The sequence below is a fragment of the Facklamia sp. P12932 genome (assembly GCF_050409545.1).
Classification (GTDB): domain Bacteria; phylum Bacillota; class Bacilli; order Lactobacillales; family Aerococcaceae; genus Facklamia.
On sequence record NZ_JBNUPG010000014.1, the window covers coordinates 16,783 to 37,904 of the forward strand.

Here is a 21,122-nt window from a genome sequence, read left to right on the forward strand (position 1 = left end):
ATACAAGGAGAATTTCTTAAAGGCGCTTTTAAGACCCCCAGCATCAAAATACTGAGGGTCTTAAAATAAGCTTTGGATATCTCTTTTTATTTTATCCTTTGAGCAAGTGCTTGGGCAACATTTGGAGGAACCATTTGCGAAATATCTCCACCAAAATAAGCGATTTCTTTGATTAAACTGGAGCTTAAATAGCGATAATTTTCATTCGCAAATAAAAGAACTGTTTCAAGGCCTGGGAATTGGGTTCGATTAACAGTCGCAATGTTCGCTTCATATTCAAAATCTTGTGCCGAGCGTACTCCCCGAATAAGGGAAATCGCCTTAACTTTTTGATAGTAATGAGCAATTAAGCCATCTTCTAAGTAATCAATTTTTACATTTTTAAATGCTGCTGTAGCCTCTTCGATTAAAAGCTTTCGCTCCTCAACTGTAAAGACGGTCTTTTTTGTGGTATTCACTGCAATTAATACGATTACTTCATCAAACAATTGACTGGATCGCTCAATCAAATCTAAGTGTCCATATGTTAAGGGGTCGAATGAACCAGGAAAAACACCTACCCTTTTACTCATACTCTTCGCTCTCCTCACCTTGGTATTGATATATTCGAATGACTGTAATCCCATATTTTTTATTTTTTAATTCAAGAAAATTAGGGATTTCTTTTACGGAATGCACTTCGTCAGCCTCAAGAACAATTAAGCAACTCGGATTTAGAAAATCATTTTTGATTAACCACTCTAAGTCTTGCTCAACTTGATTTTCAGCGTAAGGGGGATCAAGAAATACAAGGTCAAAGGCTCGTTGGTTTTTTAGACCCCAATCTAATAACTTTGTCCGGTTTTTGCCACTTAGAAGTACAAACTTTTCTTCTTCTTTTGTCATCTTTATATTTTCTTTAATCGTTAAAACGGCTCGCCGATCTTTCTCGCACATAACAGCTCCTGCCAGTCCTCTTGAAACAGATTCTATGGCCAAAGCTCCTGATCCCGCGTAAAAATCCAAACAATAGCCATCAATCGGTAATCGATTAGCCAAAAGGTTAAACATCGATTCTTTTATTTTATCGGTTGTAGGCCGTGTGTTTTTCCCGGGAACCGCCTTTAAAGGACGAGATCGATAACTTCCTGCAATGACTCGCATCATACCACCTACTTCTTATCTTTTGCTTCTGGGACGATTTCTTGGGCGAGATCTTTAAAGAATTCGTCAAAGGAAACCTCTTCTTCCTCTTCTGCTTTTAAATCAGGATCAATTCGATCCTTTATAGCATCTTTAAAAGTCATATCGATATCATCTCGGTATGAAACCTCTACTTCCCGCACAAAATTTAATTTACGCAAAGAAGATAAAGTTTCATCAAGCTGAGAATCATTCACGTACATGATGGCATATTTCAAGCGTTCACTTAAATAATGTACTGTGCCATATTTTCTTAATTGCTTCCATTGTTTAAGACTATATAACCATACAACAAGCGATTTTCTTTTTACTGCTTCAAATGTCATTAGCGTCCACCTTTCAAATTGGATACTTTTGAGCGATTAGTTGTTTGTCTCATCCGAGCTTCTTCACTGATGAATTTTTGAACAATGCCTATTATTATCAAATTGACTACCATGCTCGTCCCTCCATACGATATAAAGGGAAGTGTCACTCCAGTAAGGGGGATTAAACTTGTCAATCCTCCAATATTTACAAATGTTTGCGTAAAGATTAAAATAGCAAATCCCGTAATACAAATACGGTGAAACAATTTACTCATCATACTGGCTGTTCTGAGTAAGTAAAAAACTAAACCAAGTAATGTTAAGATTACAGCGCTTACCCCTAGCAATCCTGTCTCTTCTGCTATCACTGATAAAATAAAATCTGTATGAGCGGCAGGAAGCATTTCTTTTATTACTCCTTGACCTAAGCCCACACCGAAAAGGCCACCATTAGCGATTGCTTTATAGGATTGAATGACTTGATAGCCTGTCCCATGTTGATATTTAAACGGATCAATGAAAGATCCTAAACGTTCAAAAAAGTGCCTTCCAGTACCCACAAAATAGTCTGCAAAGTATATTGAAACAATATAGATAACTATAGTAACAACAATAAAAAATAACAGAGAAAGAATATTCTTCTTTCTTGATAAATTAAAAATCATAAACAGAGAATAAGCACAAAAACCAATAAGTACTGTTGTGCCTACATCAGGCTGAATTAAAACAAACATTGCCGATATTATCATTAAACCAAAGGGCAAAATGATATACCAAAAAGAAGACTTTTCTAGTGCTATCAGATAAGTTCTTTTAAAATAAACAGCCAGTCGACTACATGTGAGCACCATAGCTATTTTAAATAGCTCAGAAGGTTGAAAATTATATCCTCCAATATTGATCCAAGAAGATGCCCCTCCTCCTTCCTGACCGAAGAAAGTAGCATAAAAAATTAAAACCATTGTTAGAAAATTGAGTATATTAATTAAAAAGATGTTAGAAAACCATCCGTTTGGAACAAGCCGAACGAGTAAAATCATGCAAAAACCAATCAAAATTGAGAGGGCTTGCTTCTTCACCATGGCTAATGGATCTTGTGACATGGTAGAAGAAAAGACGGCTAACATGGAAAAAAGTAGTAAAACAATGACAATAAGACTTAGTAACTTATCGCCCTTTCCATATAGATCAAATTTTTTCTTAAAGCTTGTGATAAAACGCTCTTTATTCATTTCTTTAGAATCTACTTCTCTAGTTTTAGGAGTGATGTGAAAGACTTTGTTTTCCATAATTATTCCTCTCTAATTCGCTAAAAACATTATAGCATAAAGCATCAGTAGTGGGTATTTATGAAAATAAGATCGGGATTTACTCTGACTAGGAATTAAAAAAGCACTTACTTTTCTTAAGTTTAAAAACTTGGAAAGTAAGTGAAAACTAAATAGATAGTTTTAAAAATAATCATTATACTTATTTATTCATAAATATTATGCTGAAAAGCGTTCTGCAACTTTGTCCCAATTAATAATAGACCAGAAAGCTTTAACGTAGTCCGGACGTCTATTTTGATAGTTTAAGTAGTAAGCATGCTCCCAAACGTCTAAACCTAATAAAGGAGTTAAACCTTCAGTTAAAGGATTGTCTTGATTTGGAGTGCCTAAAACTTTTAGTTTGTCGCCATCTTTAACTAACCAACCCCAACCTGATCCAAATTGACCGGTTGCAGCTTTTGTAAATTCTTCTTGGAATTTTTCGAAAGACCCAAATTCTTCATCAATTTTCTTAGCTAAGTCTCCAGAAGGCTTGTTGTCTTCTTGAGGAGCTTGTAATGATTCCCAGAATAGCGAGTGGTTATAGTGGCCTCCACCATTGTTGCGAACAGCTGTTTGAATATCACTTGGAAGTGATTTTAAGCTCTTGATAATTTCTTCAATCGATTGGTCAGCATACTCGGTTCCCTCAACGGCTGCGTTTAATTTAGTAACATAACCATTGTGGTGTTTAGTATGGTGAATCTCCATGGTTTTTTGATCAATAGCGGGCTCTAAATTATCATATGCATAGGGTAATTCAGGTAATTTGAATGTCATTTTTACTCCTCCTAATTCTGTTATGATCTTTATCATATCATGCCACTATAGTCAGAAAAAGAAATATGCTTATATATCTATTCACAAAGGCATTGAACCCAAAGATACTCTTTTATTATCTTCGAGTTCTATGTTTATATTATTTTTTATTTTTTTTCGCTTTTTCACGGGTTGATTTGTCTAGAATACGTTTGCGTAAACGGATTGCCATTGGTGTAATTTCACAATATTCATCATCTGCCATGAATTGTATAGCTTCTTCCAATGTCATTTTTTTAGTGGATTTAATCACAGCTGTTTGGTCTTTGTTAGCTGAACGGACATTCGTTAATTGTTTTGCTTTAGTGATATTAACCGTCAAATCATTCTCACGATTATGTTCGCCAACAATCATTCCTTCATATACCTCCGTACCAGGTTCAACAAAAATCGTTCCACGATCCTCAAGATTCATAATTGAATATGTGGTTGCTTGACCGCTATCGATGGAAACTAAGGTTCCGTTACGACGCTGACCAAGTTCTACATTAATCACCGGACGGTACTCATCATAAGTATGGTTCATAATGCCGTATCCCCTTGTTAAAGACATAAATTCGGTTGAGAAACCAATTAAACCACGAGCTGGAATTGAAAAGACCAGACGAATCTGTTCATTTCCAGAGTGAACCATATCTGCCATTTCACCCCGACGATTACTGATAGCCTCGATAATGCCCCCCATGTATTCTTCCGGGGTATCGATTTGAAGACGTTCAAATGGTTCTGACTTAACGCCATCGATTTCTCTTATAATCACTTGCGGACGTGAGACTTGGAATTCATAGCCTTGACGTCGCATATTTTCGATTAAGATCGATAAATGTAACTCCCCACGTCCAGCCACCTTGAAAGTATCTGGCGAGTCTGTTGGCGTAACATTTAAAGAAACGTCTGTATGCAATTCCTGCATCAAACGATCTTCCAAATTACGCGCAGTAACATACTTCCCTTCACGGCCAGCGAATGGAGAATTATTGGTTAAGAAGTTCATTTCTAGAGTTGGCTCATCGATATGAAGCAATGGCATAGCCTCTGGATTATCAACTGAAGCAATCGTTTCTCCTACATAAATATCATCCATTCCAGAAATTGCAATTAAGTCTCCGGCCATCGCTTCTTTAATTTCAATTCGGTCTAATCCAAGAAAACCATATAATTTTGTCACCCGGAAATTCTTCTTAGAGCCATCAATCTTAATAACCGTTACCGCATCCCCAACTTTGATCTTGCCACGGAAAACGCGACCGATTCCAATTCTGCCGACAAAGTCATTGTAATCAAGCATGGTGACTTGACACTGCAGTGGGTCATCTGAATTATCAATTGGTGCTGGAATATGTTCAATTACTGATTCAAAAATTGGATCCATGGTATTTTCTTGGTCTTGCAAATCACTAGAAAGCGAAGAAGTCCCATTAATAGCTGAAGCATAAACAACTGGGAACTCTAATTGATCATCATCTGCGCCTAATTCAATCAATAGGTTAAGCACTTCATCAACAACTACCTCCGGACGAGCCGATGGCTTATCAATTTTATTAACAACCACTAAAGGAGTCTTACCTTCTTCTAAGGCTTTCTTCAACACAAAGCGTGTTTGAGGCATAGTACCTTCATAAGCATCTACTACCAAGATAACGCCATCAACCATTTTCATAATACGTTCTACTTCACCACCGAAGTCTGCGTGTCCAGGCGTATCCATGATATTGATCCGTGTTCCCTTGTAATTTACAGCTGTATTTTTAGCTAAGATGGTAATGCCACGTTCTCTTTCAATATCATTGCGATCCATTGCACGATCGTCTATCTGAGCTCTAGCATCTAAAGTATCCGATTGCTTAAGGAGCTCATTAACCAAAGTGGTTTTACCATGGTCAACGTGGGCAATGATTGCAATATTTCTTATGTCATTTCTTATTTTCATTAAATTCTCCTAATTTTCTTTTGAATTAATTATCTGTAATACTTCCTCATAAACTGCAGCGTTAGAGAAGAGACCAGGATTCGCTGTTAAAAGGTTCAGATCCTGTCCGTTAGGTTGACTATACTTAAAACCTAAAGATTCTAAAATTGCTACTCCCGCTGCAAAATCCCACGGCATTAAACGACTTGCTAAATAAAAAGCGGATTCCCCTCTAATAACGGAAATCATTTCATAAGCTGCACAACCATAAGACCTTGAACCCAGAGATGCATGTAATAATGCTTGACTATTAAATTGGTTTTCAACTAAAATGTGGGCGTTTGTCACCATAAGCCCTTGCTCTAACGAATTAATTTCTAATGGTATCAGAGGACGATCATTCAAAAAAGCGCCTTGACCGACAAACCCATAATAAAGATCGCCTTGCATTACATCATAGATATAGCCCGCTAGCGGCCGACCGTCTTTATATATACCAATCATGACGCCAAAAAAACGCCCTTGCTTGACAAAATTCAAAGTTCCATCAATCGGGTCAATTATCCATAAGACTCCATGAGTCTCTTTAATCGAATGTCCCTTTCCTTCTTCGCCTAATACACGATGGTCGGGATAGTAAGTGTTAATTTGTTGGGTAAAATAGGCTTCTACTTCTTTATCCATCCGTGTGACTAAATCACTTGCGTTCGTTTTTTCTTCAACCATTAAATTGGTATTCAAGGAAGCGATCAACGAGTCCCCAGCTGTTTTTAACCAAGATATTACACGTTGATGTAATTGAAAATCCATAGTGACCTCCTAAGGCATTTTTAACGTTTGGGAATCTTTCAATGTTTTAGCTTTTTGCATGCATCGATAGATAGAGTATCCCGAAGCCGCTTGAAATTCACGATCAATTTGTTTTTCTTCACTTATCGAATTGACAATTTCTTTAAATGCTCGATACTTATCTTTAATCCGTTCTACTCTAATTCCTCTTTCATAGGCGGATTCAACCCCTGCTAAAAAATCAACAACGATCGTAATTTCTTGACTTGACCAATCTTCATTTAATGGATAGGAATAACTAGACATCTTATTACACCTCCAACAAATTCATTTCGGTTAATACTAATATAACGCATTTTTACGCAAATGAAAAAGTATTTCGAATATAAAACGTTTTCTTAATAAGATACATTGTTCTACTCAATCAAAAAGCGGATCCTAGTCAATAGAGCATACTAATTACCGTCAAAAACTCCTCACATTCAATATTTTGAACGCCTCAAATATAAAATGTTAAAAATAGTGTTTTATTTGCAACGTATCTTTTTATCTTTCATTCATGGATCTGTTTCTTGCTTGTTTAGAAAGGCATAATACTCCGGTGAAAGAGTGTTGGTAAACTCTCTTTCCACTTTCGGGACTACTTTGAGCGTTAAGCATACTTTTCTTATTGTCAGCCCACTTTTATAATAATTAATGAGGGGCTAGAAAGTAACTTGGAAATTCGGTAAAATTTTGTTAGAGAACGATTAACTTTTCCAAGGCCCTTTGATAGTTGTAAAGTGCTTTCGATCATTTGTTAACTCTTAATGGCTGATTATAACTCAGAGGAAGGTATCCTATGAAAAAAATATATATTACCTTATCAAATTTAATCATGTTACTACTAGTGATAAACGTTATGAATTTTTCCGCTGAGATCGTTACTTTTTCGCAGTATCCAGGGGTTCAAATCATAAATTTTGATCAAAATATTCAGCGGGATGAATTTGAAGCCGCATTACATGATTTTGCACAACAACATGAAATTCTCGTGGGCCGAAGAATAGTAGAACCAAATGAATCTGGCCAGACAAATTTTACTTATGCCCTTTATGGTGATAAAAAATTGCCCGCTAAAATAGTTAAAGCCACTAACGAGAGTATTCAAAATAGTGATTTAGCAGCAAGTTACTTAGTTTTCGAAGGAGCTTCCTCTCAATCTATCCTGAAGGAATATTTTGAACAATATGGAGCAAAAACTATCGTTATTCCTGCGACGAGTCCTTTTCAATATGCAAAGAACTTGTACTTAAATCCCTCCGTCATCATCACGCTAGCAATTCTGCTGCTGACTTATTTTTCACTGTCTTTAATACAAATTATAAAAAAAGCAAAAGTAATAGGCATCAAAAGAATTTCAGGTGCAACTACAAAGACAATCTATCACCAATTGATATCTCAGGATATACGCTATGTTATTATGATGATATTTATTACAACCTGTCTTTCAGGCCTTTTGTTAAAAATAAACGGACATTCAACGTGGTATTTTTTTAGCATTACATTTTATTCGTTATTAATTTTTAATAGCATCCTTTTGTTTTTAAATCTCTGTTTGAGTCTAATATTTTATATCTATACTGATCAATACAGGCTTTATTCAATTATAAAAGGAAATTTACCCTATCGTTTTCTCATAATTTGTATGCTATTTGGCCAAGTGTTTTCTGTGTTTATTTTAGGCTATACGATCGATCAATCTTTAACCCTTGCGGATTCACTACATACTCTCCGGGCAGCTTCTAATAAATGGGAAGATAACGCTGAGTTGTACGATATTAAATTTGGGCTCGCACCGTTGATAAATTCTTCTAAACATAACAAACAATCCTTCAAAAAATGGTATTCTTTTACCCAAGAAGCATTCAATGAGCAGGATGCTTTCTTTATCAAAGTTCAAAATAATGGTTTGGAAGAAAATGGGTTTTCTAATCCAGGTCCAACTCAAGATGCTAACCTATTTAATAAAGTAATGTTTGTAAGTCCGAATTATGTCAAGAGAGAAAAACTTGATTTATCTGAAGAAAAAATTGAAAGATTTAATCATTTAAATCTAGGAGAATTTGGTCTTATCATTCCTAGAGAACTTCAAGATTCAAAAAATAAAATTGAAAATTACTTTATAGATTATTTAAAAACGTTCAGTCGCGAAGGTGTCGAAAAGGACTCTAAAATATTATATGATGTAAAGCCAATTACTTTTTTTTCTGATCGTTTGACTTCAGTATTCTTATACAATGTAGATAATTTTTCAGAAGAAGGTCTATCCAATCAACAGTATCTATCTGAGCCGATTATAGTTGTGATGTCACCAGAATCTACGGGTAACACCTTGCCTTCATATATGCATTGGACGATTAATGCCGCTAAAAATATTAAGTATACAGGGTATGATGAAACAATTCGTCTTTTGAAAAAATATGATTTATATTCTAAGATATCTTATTTAGTTAATTCAAGACAAACATACTTGGAAAAAATTACTAATTATAAAACTCATTTGTTTGCTTCCTTTTTCGCATGTTTATCCTCATTATTACTTTTCATTTGTATGAATCAAGTTTATTTTAACCAGTTCCGTCGTGATATTTTAATAAAGAGAATCTCAGGGTTAAATTTTTGGCAAAATCATCAAGTTTATCTTGCATTGCAATTACTAATTTTTATCATCGCTTTTGGTTTATCAATGATAATAGCTAATCATAAAGTGAGTGTTTTAATCAATATAATCATCTTTTTGTCAATCGCTTTATTATCCCTAGTATTCCAAGCAAAAAAAGAAAACCGTCAGTCTTTAACCCTCTTGAAAGGAGCTTAACATGATTCAAGTAACTCATCTTCATAAAAATTTCGGCCAACGTTCCCTATTTGCTGACTTGAATTTGAACTTTGAAGCTGGCACGTCCTATGCCCTAACCGGTCAAAGCGGATCGGGGAAAACCACATTATTGAATATGATTGCCCATCTTGAAGTTTATGATCAAGGACAGATCCTCTTTAAAGGCCAAGATCTTAAATCGATTAAAGACTTCGTCTTCTTTCGTGATTATTTAGGTTACCTCTTCCAAAATTTTGGCTTAATTGAAAATGAAACCATTGAAGCCAATCTAGCTTTAGGGCTAATCGGAAAGAAGCTAAGTAAACCGGACAAAAAGACTCGCATGCATGAAATCTTGGACCAAGTGGGCTTAAATTATTTGAAGTTAGATCGCAAGGTCTTTGAATTATCTGGTGGAGAAGCCCAACGAGTCGCACTTGCTAAGGTAATCTTAAAAGATCCGCCTCTCATCCTTGCAGACGAACCCACTGCATCGATTGACATTGAAAACGCTAAGGCTATCATGAAAAAACTCCTCTCTCTCAGTAATGATAATCGTGTCATCCTCATTGCCACCCATGATCCATTAGTTTGGGAGATGGTTGATCAAGTAGTGGATTTGAATGCGTTGAAGCGGGTGCATTAATCTTATGTAATCACTTCCTTAATACTTCTAGCGCGAAAGCCAAATAAATTACTCTCCGGAATGAATATGAACTATTTGAAGTAATTATGTAATTATGAAATCTTTTATTATGATGTGATAAGCTCAACGTATGGTAATCACCGATTGTCAATTATTCTGGTACAAATCACGTCAGGTAAATTAATAGCATCGATCTACTTCTTTTTAAATGAGTACTTATTTATTGCCACTACGCTTTCAACTCACACAAGCATCTTCCTCATAAAGCTAGCAGGATTGGATCATTGTTACACGAAGCCGAATGCAAATATTAATCTATGTCCCTTCGGCTGCTAACTTCTCGATGGAAGGTTGTTGTCGCGCTTTTGACTGTTTTAGGCAGATAAAAAGAGAAGACCCATTCACATTTTGGTCTTCTCTAGCACTTGGCTTTGCCCTACCTTCTATAGTTGGCAAAGAGCTAACTATTCATACTAATTGACTAATCATTATATTATTCTTACCCAAAATTAATGAAACTTGTTGTCATACCCAATCGATCCATTGAAACAATCTCATCAGCCATTGTCCAAATAGATGGATTATGAGTAGCAATGATAATGAGTCTATTCTCATCTCTCAAGGAGAGCAAAATTTCCATAATCGCTTTAGCTGTCTCAGGGTCAACGGATGCAGTCGGTTCATCCGCTAAGATAAGAGGAGGGTTTTTAAGAATAACCTTAGCTAAAGCCACGCGCTGTGATTCTCCGCCTGATAATTCAAATATTTTCTTATTGAGACTTAAATAAGAGAGTCCGACACGCATCAAAGCTTCTTTTTCCTTCTTGTGTTGCTCAGTTTTACTAATTTTTTGACCAATTAGACCGAGTTTTAAGTTTTCTTCAATCGTCTGACTTTCTATGAGACCAAAATTTTGAAATAAATACCCCAACTCCTGACGGAAGAATTCACTCGGTTGATACTTGCTCAAATCCTTATTCCGACAGAAAATCGTCCCATCGTAACTTTCAAGTTTCCCCATCCTATTCATAAGCGTTGTTTTACCACTACCACTTGAACCAATCAAAGCAAAAACCTTATTGGCTTCAAAAGTCATAGAAAGATCTGAAAATAAGACACGGTCACCAAACTATTAGCCCACTTTTTCTAATCGAATCATCTTAGGCTCCTTTCAAAATAAGCATCGCCATTTTATTTTCCTTTTTCATTTGCAAATGCAATTGTAGGACTGAAATGCCGGTAAACAGTAAGAATACCAAGCAAGCAAGCAAGCACGATATCCGTTACAAGAAAGACGCTGCCAATAACACCCAGCAAGAAAACAAGTATCTGCGCTAGCAGATAGTTTCTATGAATTTCTAAGAAACGAAGGCCTGCTATGCGTTTAATAAAGATATCGCGTCGAAATTCTTCAAAATAAAGTTGATTCATCGTATGAAACATTAAAATAGACGTCACAATGCCTAATACTGCCCCAGCAATCATTGCCCAAACTTCTCGTTGCAGATTATCCAGTAAGGTTTGATGGATTTGATACCCTGTCTGAAGTTCAGCCACCCAATTTTCAAGTCCGTATTTTGCAATCAGTGATTGGGCATCTCCTAAACGATCAAAAAAGAAATAGGACGATAGCGCTTGCTGCCAAAACAAGTAAGATTGTTCACCCGTTGAATGTGGAGTCAAAACAATGATAATCGGATCTTTAAGGAATTGTTGATAGGAAAGGGGCGTTGCATTATAGACAAATCGCTGATATCCCGTTTTTAAGTATGCAACAGTCGCCTTCATTTTTTGACGGTTATCCTGGCTAGCCATAAGCGTTGTTGTAGCGTCTTCAAAGACGGTCTGGTAATGACTTGCATTTGATTGAAGCTTATCTGGCAAAAGGAGAACGAACTCACCTACAGCTAACTTATTTAGTTTCCTGTCGATTTCGGGAGGCACTGCAATCTGTTGCCGTTTTAAATAGCTAGGAGTGACAATCAAGACGTTGCCTTGTGGTTGATAAAGCTCATGATCAGATAAGGGTAGACTAACAGTACTTGGTCCTCTTTGAAACCCTTGTTCTGCTAAATAATGCCTTGAAAGAATCGCACGATTTTCTGAGATGGCTTGATCCATCAATTGAAACCATGTTTGTTGTTTCTCAATCATTTCTTTCTTGTTTCCGATTGAGCCACTTCGGGCAAAATTCAGAGAGACGAGCTGATTTTCTTTTTGCCAAATAGCCTGACCTTGTTTTTGCTGTTGCAAGGCATGGGTATAATTTAGTGTCCAACTAACCCCTATAGAAACAATAATGAAAGCTAAAAATTGACCCATTAAAATGAGACTAATGATTCCCCTCACCGGAATTTGTCCTTTTATAACCTGCATCAAGTGCACTTTTTTAATACCGACTGCAAATAAACTAGCAAAGAATAAGGAAATAATCAGCAAAAAAAGATTGTAAAGGAATAGACCCGCTCCTATTGTATAAAAAGCTATCAAAGGGTTTGAAACTACTGATTTTAGAATCATTGCTAACAGGAAACCAGCGCCTAGACCAATTGAAAGGTTAACGAGGTCTCGACCAATGGGTCTGAGAAAAATTCCCCAACGACTTTCGCCAGAAATTAAACGAATGCCCGCTGTTCTTAGAGCACGAATTTGATAAATTAAACTAAGCGCTCCAAAGGTTAAAAAGAAAATCAGTAAGCCGATGAGTTGAAAGCCATTACTAAATATGGAAGCTAGAACGGTAACCCCAGAAGGAATAGCTGGAGAGAGTCTAGTCAATCCTGCATCCTTTAATGTTGTTTTCAATAGATCTAGGTCTAAATTTCCCTTAAAGATAAAATAGTTAGTCAGTACACTACTCGTTTTAGCTGCTTCCCTTGATTTTGCAGTGAGACCTGGTGGTAATTTTCCAGTTCCAAAAGTGGTATAAGAAAAGACGGGCTTTCCGTCTGCCCCAGGTTCTTGGTGCTGAATGGCGATGAGACTATCTGTATCTTGTGCCAATAAGGTTAAATGATCGGCCACCTTCTCAAAATCAGCCTCAGAAGAAGCATCAAATACCGAAACATTTGGATAATAATAAGAAACATAGGTATCTCCCCAAATGTTAACCACCCATACCAAAAAGAGACCCACCAATAGATTCGACAGAATAATAAAAATCCGCTTCATATGCTCCCCTCATTTTTAAAAAGCGGGACTCAGCCCGCCCAATCTGATTAATTATCAAATACTACTATGTACAACTTGATAAAATTTTAAAATCCTGCATCAAATACAACTCTTTCACCAAGGTTTGTATTGATAAAAGCGTAAGAAGTATATCTTGCATTTTTAGAATCGAAACTTTCATTATTCCGCGTTCTACTTCCGACATAAGATATCTCCTTCCAGGTATTGGCACTTAAATTCCCAAACTACTACAAAGCAACTTAATTGTTTTAACTCTCATTATAATACTCTATTATCACTCCTTTATATAAATTAAAATTATTTAGAATGTTTAATGCTTTAATTAACGGTCATTGACTATGAATTTCATTTCTAAATTGTACATAATCTCAACAATTATACGAAATTAAAAAGTTCAAATATATTCTAATATTGAATTTATATTTTTTCAATTAATTATGTTTTATTTTTAATAGCCTTTTTATTAATAGCTTACAACAATCAATTAATTGCAAATTAATTCTATATCTTATACTCGCTCTTCAGCTAGAAAACACTGAGTTTATAAAAGAGATGTAATCCCAGCTTCCCGCTTCAATTATTCTTCATTTAATCGCTAGTGCTAAAAGATGATCAGAAACTAAGAAGATTGTTCATAAAGGAATATCGACTATAAACTTCCAAGATAAAAAAGTACCACTAGGTCATGTATAGTGGTACTTGTTAAAAAATGAATGTCTGTTTCTTATAAAGAATAATCATCATTTTATGTTTTCCACTCTCGAAAACTTATGTCACATCCGCGTATTGCATAATCCTATTCCATAAAATTTTATTAAAAATTAACTAGATTTCACAAATTTTCTTTTTTAATTGGATCGTTTTACCTTTAGAATTTTTTTATGTTATAATGGGAAGTCGATTATCATAATAAAAATAAATTTGCTAAGAAAGGAAGAAATTTGTGACAGAAACTAATCCCTCGCTTGAAATTCCTAACATACACAACCCTCTTGAAACTGAACCCGTGTCCAAATTACTTAAACAATTTGCAATTCCCAGTATTATTGCCAACCTGGCCAACTCTCTTTACAATATCGTAGATCAAATCTTTATTGGACAAGGAGTTGGCTATTTAGGAAATGCAGCAACCAATATCGCTTTTCCGATAACGACGGTCTGTTTAGCCATCGGATTACTCACAGGAATTGGCGCCGCTGCTAACTTTAATTTAACTATTGGTCGAAAAGATTTCACTACGGCTCGCAATACACTCGCAACATCCTTTGGATTTTTACTTTTATCGGGAATTCTTCTCGCTCTTGTAGTCTTTTGGCAAGCAGGTCCACTAATGAAATTTTTCGGAGCTACTGAAAAAGTTTATCCTCTGTCCGTTCAATATGTACAAATTATTGCTATCGGCATTCCTTTTTTTATGTTGAATATTGGTGGAGCAAATCTCGTTAGAGCAGATGGTAGTGCAAAATACTCCATGATAAGTGTTCTCGTAGGGGCAGCAATCAATACAGCATTGAACCCTCTGTTTATTTTCGGATTTAATTGGGGAATGCGTGGTGCTGCTTTGGCCACAATTATCGGGCAAATAGTCTCAGGACTTTTTATTCTTGCTTATATTCCAAAATTCAAACTAGTATCCATTCATTTTCGTGAAATAACTATCCAGCTGAACGAACTTTGGCAAATATTTAAACTGGGTATCAACTCTTTTGTCTTTCAGTTGTCAAATACCGTCGTTCAAATTGTCCTCAATAATACTCTTAAATTTGCCGGAGCCAACTCTATTTACGGAGCGGATATCCCAATCGCTGCTGCTGGTATTACCATTAAAATTAACACCTTGTTCATAGGTGTTGTCATCGGAATCGTTCAAGGAGCTCAACCTATTTTGGGTGTCAATTACGGCGCTAGAAACTATCAGCGCGTTAGAGACACTTTCAAATTAGAGATGAAAGTTTTAGCCGCTTTCTCATTAATAATGTTTGTTATCTTCCAAACCCTTACCCGTCCTTTAATCCGTATCTTTGGTAATGGTGAGGAGTTATACTTTACTTATGCCATGCATTACTTACGTAGCTTTTTATTCATGACGGTTATTATAGGCATGCACATTGGAATGGCAAATCTCCTATCAGCCATTGGTTATGGCTTTAAGAGTGCATTATTGGCCCTTAGTAAACAGATTTTTTTCTTGCTTCCCCTCATTTTGTTTTTTGGCCACCAGTTCGGTGTCGAACAAGTCCCTTTGGCAGCCCCTATCGCGGACGTAATGGCTTTTATCTTAGCTAGCTATGTCATTTATCATCAATTCCAATCAATGCCAAAAAAGGATCTGGGAACACTGCCTCCTCTTTAAGGATGCAAATCGTCTAACCTTAAAATTTAAGCCCCCTGCATGATTTTTGCATGGGGCTTAAATTTTTCCCCTAGTTGATTATTAAATACTGTCCCTTTTAGAAAACGAATAAAAAAACCCTTGATAGAAGTTGTTCTATCAGGGGTTATAGAGTTATTACATGTGAATTGGCATGCCGAGTGCTGCTTCAGCTGCATCCATCGTTGCTTCACTTAACGTTGGGTGCGCATGAACAGTTAAGGCAATATCTTCAGCATTCATACCGGCTTCAATTGCGAGGGTGATTTCTGCTAATACATCTGAGGCACTTGGCCCAGCCACTTGAGCTCCGATAATGACATCGTCCTCTTTTCTTGTAACCAAACGAACAAAACCATTATAGTGATCTAAAGCTACTGCACGGCCATTACCACCGAATGGGAATTTAGTTACAGTTACATCAATCCCCGCTTCTTTAGCAGAGTCCTTAGTGTGTCCTGCTGAAGCTAATTCAGTGTCAGAATAACATACAGACGGCATGGCTTTATAATCAACAATGTCTTTTCCACCAGAAATTGCTGATGCAGCAACTTTCGCTTCGAATGAAGCTTTATGGGCTAACATGGCTCCAGGAACGATATCGCCAATGGCAAAAATGTTTGGATTAGAAGTACGTCCTTGATTATCTACTTTAACCAATCCACGTTCATCTAATTCAACACCTGCTTGTTCCAAACCACAGTTGTCAGTGTTTGGACGACGTCCTACAGTAACCATTACATAGTCCGCTTCAACTTGAATTTCTTTACCTTTGCGCTCATAAGTTACAACCACACGGTCTCCCTTTTCCTCAGCCTTCTTAGCCATTGCGTTTGTGACGATTTCGGCTCCTAAAGCTTTTAGATCTCTTTCAACAAGACGTGTCATATCTTTTTCAAATGAAGGAATAAATTGTTTAGATCCTTCTAAGATAGTCACATTTGTTCCTAGGTTTGCATAAACGCCTCCTAGCTCTGTACCGATAATTCCACCACCGATAACCACTAGATCTTTAGGAATTTCAGGCAAGTTTAATCCACCTGTTGAGTCAATCACACGGCCTTTGAATTCAAAACCTGGAATTTCAATAGGGCGAGATCCTGTTGCAACAATTGCATTTTTGAAAGTATAGGTTTGCGCTTCTTCACCGTTGACAACACGAAGAGTATCTTTATCAGAGAAGAAAGCTTCTCCTTCAATAATCTCCACCTTATTTTTCTTAAGAAGCATTTCCACACCAGAAGTCATTTTCGCTACGACTTCATTTTGCTTCCAATTTTGGGTTTTTTCCCAATCAATTTCCACATTTGAAGTAGAAACACCAAATGTTTCACCATGTTTTGCTTGATGATACACGTGCCCTGCTTGAATCAAGGCTTTTGAAGGAATACATCCCACGTTTAAACAAACGCCTCCTAAGTATTCTCTTTCAATAATTGCTACTTTTTGTCCAAGCTGTGCAGCACGAATAGCTGCTACATAGCCTCCAGGACCTGCTCCAATTACGACGGTATCCAATTCCATTGCGAAATCTCCAACTACCATTTGATCACTATCCTTCCATTAATAATAGTTCTGGGTCTGCAAGAAAACGTTTCACTTCATTCAGTGCACGCTGTGCAGTTGCTCCATCAACAATACGGTGGTCAAAGCTTAATGACAACTTACATACACGTCCCACAGCTAATTCACCCGCTTCATTGACAACTGGCTGTTGCACAATCGAACCGAATCCTAAGATGACTACTTCAGGATGATTGATAATCGGGCTGAACCACTTTCCGCCGGCTGAACCAATATTTGAAATAGTCATTGTTCCACCTGACATTTCAGACATCAATAATGAACCATCATGAGCCTTTTCAGAAAGCTCAACAATTTCATTAGCAATTTGGAACATATTCTTAGTATTAGCTTCTTTAATGTTTGGAACGTATAGTCCCCGTTCTGTATCTGTCGCAATACCTACATTATAATAGTTTTTGTAAACAATTTCATTAGAAACATCATCAATTGATGAATTTATCACTGGATATTGCTTAGCAGCTGCGATTAAAGCCTTCACAACATATGGAAGAAAAGTCAATTTGACCTCTTTATCAGCAGCAATGACCTTATATTTCTTACGGTGTTCCCATAGTTTAGACACTTCAACTTCATCGAATAAAGTAACATGGGGAGCCGTATGCTTAGAATTGACCATTGCCTTAGCGATGGCATTTCTAGTGCCTGATAAAGGCACACGTTCTTCACGCTCAGTTTGATTGGATACAAATGGCTTGGCTTCAGATTTTGACTGTTGAGCTTCCGTTTTAGCCGCAATTTCTTCATTTGTGCTAGAAGTAGCCACTTTTTGCTCAGACTTATTAACTGGTAACTCCATTTTGGCCGATGCGGCGAAGTTATTAATATCTTCGGCTGTGATGTGACCGTTCTTGCCGGTTCCTGCTACTCGTGTGATATCAATGGCCCTATCACGTGCAAGTTTACGAACGGATGGCATTGCTAATACGCGACGGTTCTCTACCTCTTCATCCGATAACCCTTGAACATGTGGTGACTCTTTAGTTACCGTCGTTTCAATTACTGGGTTTTTCTCAACTGGCGAGGCTGCATCATCATAAGAGTTTGCTAGCGCTTCTCCTTGTTCTTCCCTACTAGTTGAATTGTCGGTTTGACCATTGTGTTCTGGCGAGTCAATTTCAACTAAAACTTGCCCTAATTGCGCAATTTGACCAGTCTGTACATGAATTTTCTTAACGATGCCAGAAACTGGAGAAGGTAATTCTTCAATTGATTTATCATTTTGAACTTCTACTAAGGTTTCGTCTTCTTTAATTGTTTCACCTTCCTTTACGGACCAAGAAACAATTTCTCCTTCCATAATCCCTTCGCCCAAAGCAGGTAATTTAAATTGGAAAAATGCTGTGTTCGAATTAACTTTTGCTGTTTGATCTACTTTTGAATCAGATGCTTCTTTGGCTGGACTCGCCGGCGTTTCTTCTCTCTCAGGGTTAGCTTCGTTTTCAAATCCTGGCGCATCAATTTCAACAATTATTTGACCGAGCTGAGCAATTTGACCGGTTGCTACATGAATTTTTTTTATAGTTCCAGAAACTGGAGAAGGTAATTCTTCAACGGATTTATCATTTTGGACCTCGACTAAAGTGTCATCTTCTTTAATTGTGTCTCCTTCTTTAACCGCCCAAGAGACGATTTCACCTTCCATAATCCCTTCGCCCAAAGCTGGTAATTTAAATTGGAATGCCATATAATTTTTCTCCTTTTCTTAACTTGACTCGAAAGCAAGCAGATGGAACATCTGCTTGAAATCATTTATCGTCTAAAAATCTTCTAATTCCTTAGCCTTGGCCACAATATCTTCTGCATTTGGTAACCAGTCTCTTTCAGCCATTCCAAATGGGAAGATGGTATCAGGAGCAGCTACGAATCCAATTGGTGCTTTCAGAGAAAGAACTGCACGTTCAGAAATCTCAGCAATCACTTTGCTTCCAACACCCGCTTGACGTTGCGCTTCTTGAACTACAATTACTTTTCCTGTTTTTTCTACCGAAGCAATAATTGTTTCAATATCTAATGGTTGAACTGTTCTTAAGTCAAGTACCTCAACATCAACGCCTTCTTTAGCTAATTTTTCTGCTGCTTTGACCGATTCTTGTACCATAGCACCATATGCAATTAAAGTTAAGTCTGTACCTTCTTTAACAACTTTTGCCTTGCCTAAAGGAACAGTATATTCTCCTTCTGGAACTTCCTCACGGAAAGAACGGTACAATTTCATGTGTTCCAAAAAGTACACTGGATCGTTATCTCGGATCGCTGAAATTAATAAGCCTTTAGCATCATATGGATTAGAAGGAATTACCACTTTAAGGCCTGGTGATTGAGCTAAGAGACCTTCTAATGAGTCTGCATGAAGCTCAGGTGTGTGAACTCCTCCACCAAAAGGAGAACGGAATGTAATTGGTAGGTTACGGGAAGCTCCCATACGGTAACGGGTACGCGCGGCTTGAGCTACAACAGAGTCCATTGTTTCAAAAACAAATCCATTAAATTGAATCTCAGGAATTGGACGGAATCCTTCAAGAGCTAGCCCGATAGCCATGCCACTTATACCAGATTCAGCTAACGGTGTATCCATTACACGTTCTTCGCCAAATTCTTCTTGTAAGCCTTGAGTAGCTCGGAAAACCCCACCATTTTTACCCACATCTTCTCCAAAAACAAGTGTGCGGTCGTTTGTGCGCAATTCATTGGCTAAGGCTTCTGTAATAGCCTCAATCATTGTTAATTTAGCCATAATTATTTATTCTCCTTTGCTTCAAATTTACTAATTTGTTCTTGTGTTACAAAATCTGGTGTCTCATACATATTTTTTAAAAAATCTGAGATTTTTTGTTTTGGTTCTTGGTCAGCTAATTTAATGGCATCTCTAACTTCTTCTTTTGTCCTTTGAATAACTTCTTCTTCTTGTTCTTCTGACCAAAGTCCTTTAGCAGTTAGGTAGTTACGCATACGAATTAAAGGATCTTTAGCGCGCCATTCTGCTTGAGAGCCTTCTGCTTGGTAACGTTTTGGATCATCTCCAGAAAGGGTATGAGGACCAAAACGATAACAAACAGTCTCGATTAGTACCGGTCCATTACCTGCAATCGCATATTCCCTAGCAGCCTTTGTAACTGCATAAACAGCTAAAATATCCATCCCATCCACTTGAATACCAGGAATGCCGGCTGCTACAGCTTTTTGAGCTAAAGTCGGTGCGGCTGTTTGGACAGAACGGGGCGTTGAAATCGCCCAGCCATTATTTTGAACAACAAAGACAGCTGGTGATTGATATGCACCAGCAAAGTTAATTCCTTCATAAAAGTCTCCTTGTGAAGAACCACCATCACCCGTCCATGTCATCGCAATCGCTTGTCGTTTATTCTTTTTAATTCCTAAGGCAACTCCCGCTGCTTGAACATACTGTGCACCAATAATAATTTGTGGTGGATACGCCTTTAGGTCTTCATCAAAAGTTGATCCAGCTACATGTCCTTTTGACCATAGAAAAGCCTTATGTAAAGGAAGTCCATGCTTAATTAATTGAGGAACATCACGGTAACCAGGTAACAGTACATCTTCTTTTTCAGTAGCCAATACAGTACCTAATTGAGAAGCTTCTTGACCAGAAGTTGGAGCATAGAAACCTAAACGTCCTTGACGGTTAAGCGCTGTTGAACGCTCAAATAATTCGCGAGCCCAAACCATTTCTTCCATAAATTTAACCATGTCTTCCTCAGTAACATCACCTAAAAGATCTGGATTAACAATCTTCCCCGCTTCATCCATCACTTGAACCATTGAAAAATCAAAATTATCTGGCATCAATAATTCATCCATTGTCACTTTTGCTTTAGCTCGTGCCATTCTTTCACATTCCTTTCATTTTTTGTCCTTAATAACAGTTAAATTAAAACTGTAGCAATAATTGCTCATTTTCAACGATAACACCTTAGCTGCCCAATTGCAAGAAAAAAGATGAGTTATGCATACAATCACAATTAAATCATAGGTTTTTATAATAAACTTTGATAAAAAATGCACAAAGAACTCTGTTTTATCTGTTATAATTTTCAGTGATAATCTGTTATATTTAGTAATTTTTTATAAAACAGCTGTCAACCGTAAATGAAAATGTCCTGAAATTTTAAAAATTTGCGGGATAAAACT

The 21,122-nt window shown here is 37.0% G+C and carries 17 protein-coding genes and 1 pseudogene; 3 read left to right on the forward strand and 15 right to left on the reverse strand.

Annotated features, from left to right (window positions below):
• Window positions 1-86: 86 nt before the first annotated feature.
• The 8 genes from coaD to ACQV2P_RS06500 all read right to left on the reverse strand — a co-directional run bounded on the left by coaD (window position 87) and on the right by ACQV2P_RS06500 (window position 6,623).
• Window positions 87-572, reverse strand: coding sequence for a pantetheine-phosphate adenylyltransferase (gene coaD, locus ACQV2P_RS06465; protein ID WP_428885174.1), 486 nt, complete (start codon window positions 570-572; stop codon window positions 87-89).
• Window positions 565-1,146 (reverse strand): 16S rRNA (guanine(966)-N(2))-methyltransferase RsmD, encoded by a 582-nt coding sequence (gene rsmD / locus ACQV2P_RS06470; RefSeq protein ID WP_428874317.1) that lies wholly within the window; start codon window positions 1,144-1,146, stop codon window positions 565-567. The genes coaD and rsmD overlap by 8 nt, the downstream gene beginning before the upstream one ends.
• A gap of 5 nt (window positions 1,147-1,151) precedes the next feature.
• Window positions 1,152-1,508, reverse strand: coding sequence for a YlbG family protein (locus tag ACQV2P_RS06475; protein WP_428874316.1), 357 nt, complete (start codon window positions 1,506-1,508; stop codon window positions 1,152-1,154).
• Window positions 1,508-2,779 (reverse strand): FtsW/RodA/SpoVE family cell cycle protein, encoded by a 1,272-nt coding sequence (locus tag ACQV2P_RS06480; protein WP_428874314.1) that lies wholly within the window; start codon window positions 2,777-2,779, stop codon window positions 1,508-1,510. Before ACQV2P_RS06480 ends, ACQV2P_RS06475 begins: the two co-directional genes overlap by 1 nt.
• A gap of 198 nt (window positions 2,780-2,977) precedes the next feature.
• The gene (locus ACQV2P_RS06485; RefSeq protein ID WP_428874313.1) at window positions 2,978-3,580 is read right to left on the reverse strand and encodes a superoxide dismutase; all 603 of its coding nucleotides are present in this window, start codon (window positions 3,578-3,580) and stop codon (window positions 2,978-2,980) included.
• A 139-nt stretch (window positions 3,581-3,719) separates the two neighbouring features.
• The gene (gene typA / locus ACQV2P_RS06490; RefSeq protein WP_428894778.1) at window positions 3,720-5,549 is read right to left on the reverse strand and encodes a translational GTPase TypA; all 1,830 of its coding nucleotides are present in this window, start codon (window positions 5,547-5,549) and stop codon (window positions 3,720-3,722) included.
• Window positions 5,550-5,558: 9 nt separating this feature from the next.
• The gene (locus tag ACQV2P_RS06495; RefSeq protein ID WP_428875365.1) at window positions 5,559-6,338 is read right to left on the reverse strand and encodes an inositol monophosphatase family protein; all 780 of its coding nucleotides are present in this window, start codon (window positions 6,336-6,338) and stop codon (window positions 5,559-5,561) included.
• Between the two features lie 9 nt (window positions 6,339-6,347).
• Window positions 6,348-6,623: a UPF0223 family protein gene (locus ACQV2P_RS06500; RefSeq protein ID WP_428875364.1), complete on the reverse strand. Its 276-nt coding sequence runs from the start codon at window positions 6,621-6,623 to the stop codon at window positions 6,348-6,350.
• 535 nt (window positions 6,624-7,158) lie between these two features.
• Between ACQV2P_RS06500 and ACQV2P_RS06505 the strand changes: the two genes are divergently transcribed.
• Window positions 7,159-9,177, forward strand: a complete 2,019-nt coding sequence (locus ACQV2P_RS06505) for a DUF1430 domain-containing protein (protein WP_428894779.1) — start codon at window positions 7,159-7,161, stop codon at window positions 9,175-9,177.
• A gap of 1 nt (window position 9,178) precedes the next feature.
• Entirely contained in the window at window positions 9,179-9,823 is a 645-nt protein-coding gene (locus ACQV2P_RS06510; protein WP_428894780.1) for an ABC transporter ATP-binding protein, read from the forward strand.
• Window positions 9,824-10,322: 499 nt separating this feature from the next.
• On the opposite strand, the gene ACQV2P_RS06515 is transcribed toward ACQV2P_RS06510, so the two are convergent.
• The 3 genes and pseudogenes from ACQV2P_RS06515 to ACQV2P_RS06525 all read right to left on the reverse strand — a co-directional run bounded on the left by ACQV2P_RS06515 (window position 10,323) and on the right by ACQV2P_RS06525 (window position 13,199).
• Window positions 10,323-10,919 carry an ATP-binding cassette domain-containing protein gene (locus tag ACQV2P_RS06515; RefSeq protein ID WP_428894781.1) on the reverse strand — a complete coding sequence of 199 codons (597 nt, stop codon included), beginning with the start codon at window positions 10,917-10,919 and terminating at the stop codon, window positions 10,323-10,325.
• 64 nt (window positions 10,920-10,983) lie between these two features.
• Window positions 10,984-12,994, reverse strand: a pseudogene (locus ACQV2P_RS06520) (bacteriocin-associated integral membrane family protein).
• 64 nt (window positions 12,995-13,058) lie between these two features.
• The gene (locus ACQV2P_RS06525; protein WP_428874303.1) at window positions 13,059-13,199 is read right to left on the reverse strand and encodes a hypothetical protein; all 141 of its coding nucleotides are present in this window, start codon (window positions 13,197-13,199) and stop codon (window positions 13,059-13,061) included.
• A 759-nt stretch (window positions 13,200-13,958) separates the two neighbouring features.
• Between ACQV2P_RS06525 and ACQV2P_RS06530 the strand changes: the two genes are divergently transcribed.
• On the forward strand, window positions 13,959-15,368 hold the full coding sequence (locus ACQV2P_RS06530) for an MATE family efflux transporter (protein ID WP_428894782.1): 1,410 nt from the start codon (window positions 13,959-13,961) through the stop codon (window positions 15,366-15,368).
• A gap of 156 nt (window positions 15,369-15,524) precedes the next feature.
• On the opposite strand, the gene lpdA is transcribed toward ACQV2P_RS06530, so the two are convergent.
• The 4 genes from lpdA to pdhA all read right to left on the reverse strand — a co-directional run bounded on the left by lpdA (window position 15,525) and on the right by pdhA (window position 20,819).
• Window positions 15,525-16,931, reverse strand: a complete 1,407-nt coding sequence (lpdA, locus tag ACQV2P_RS06535) for a dihydrolipoyl dehydrogenase (RefSeq protein WP_428874301.1) — start codon at window positions 16,929-16,931, stop codon at window positions 15,525-15,527.
• A 7-nt stretch (window positions 16,932-16,938) separates the two neighbouring features.
• Entirely contained in the window at window positions 16,939-18,657 is a 1,719-nt protein-coding gene (locus tag ACQV2P_RS06540) for a 2-oxo acid dehydrogenase subunit E2 (RefSeq protein WP_428894783.1), read from the reverse strand.
• A gap of 72 nt (window positions 18,658-18,729) precedes the next feature.
• Window positions 18,730-19,707, reverse strand: coding sequence for an alpha-ketoacid dehydrogenase subunit beta (locus ACQV2P_RS06545; RefSeq protein WP_428874299.1), 978 nt, complete (start codon window positions 19,705-19,707; stop codon window positions 18,730-18,732).
• Window positions 19,708-19,709: 2 nt separating this feature from the next.
• Complete coding sequence (pdhA, locus tag ACQV2P_RS06550; RefSeq protein ID WP_428875356.1) at window positions 19,710-20,819, reverse strand: pyruvate dehydrogenase (acetyl-transferring) E1 component subunit alpha; 1,110 nt, start codon at window positions 20,817-20,819, stop codon at window positions 19,710-19,712.
• Window positions 20,820-21,122 lie beyond the last annotated feature (303 nt).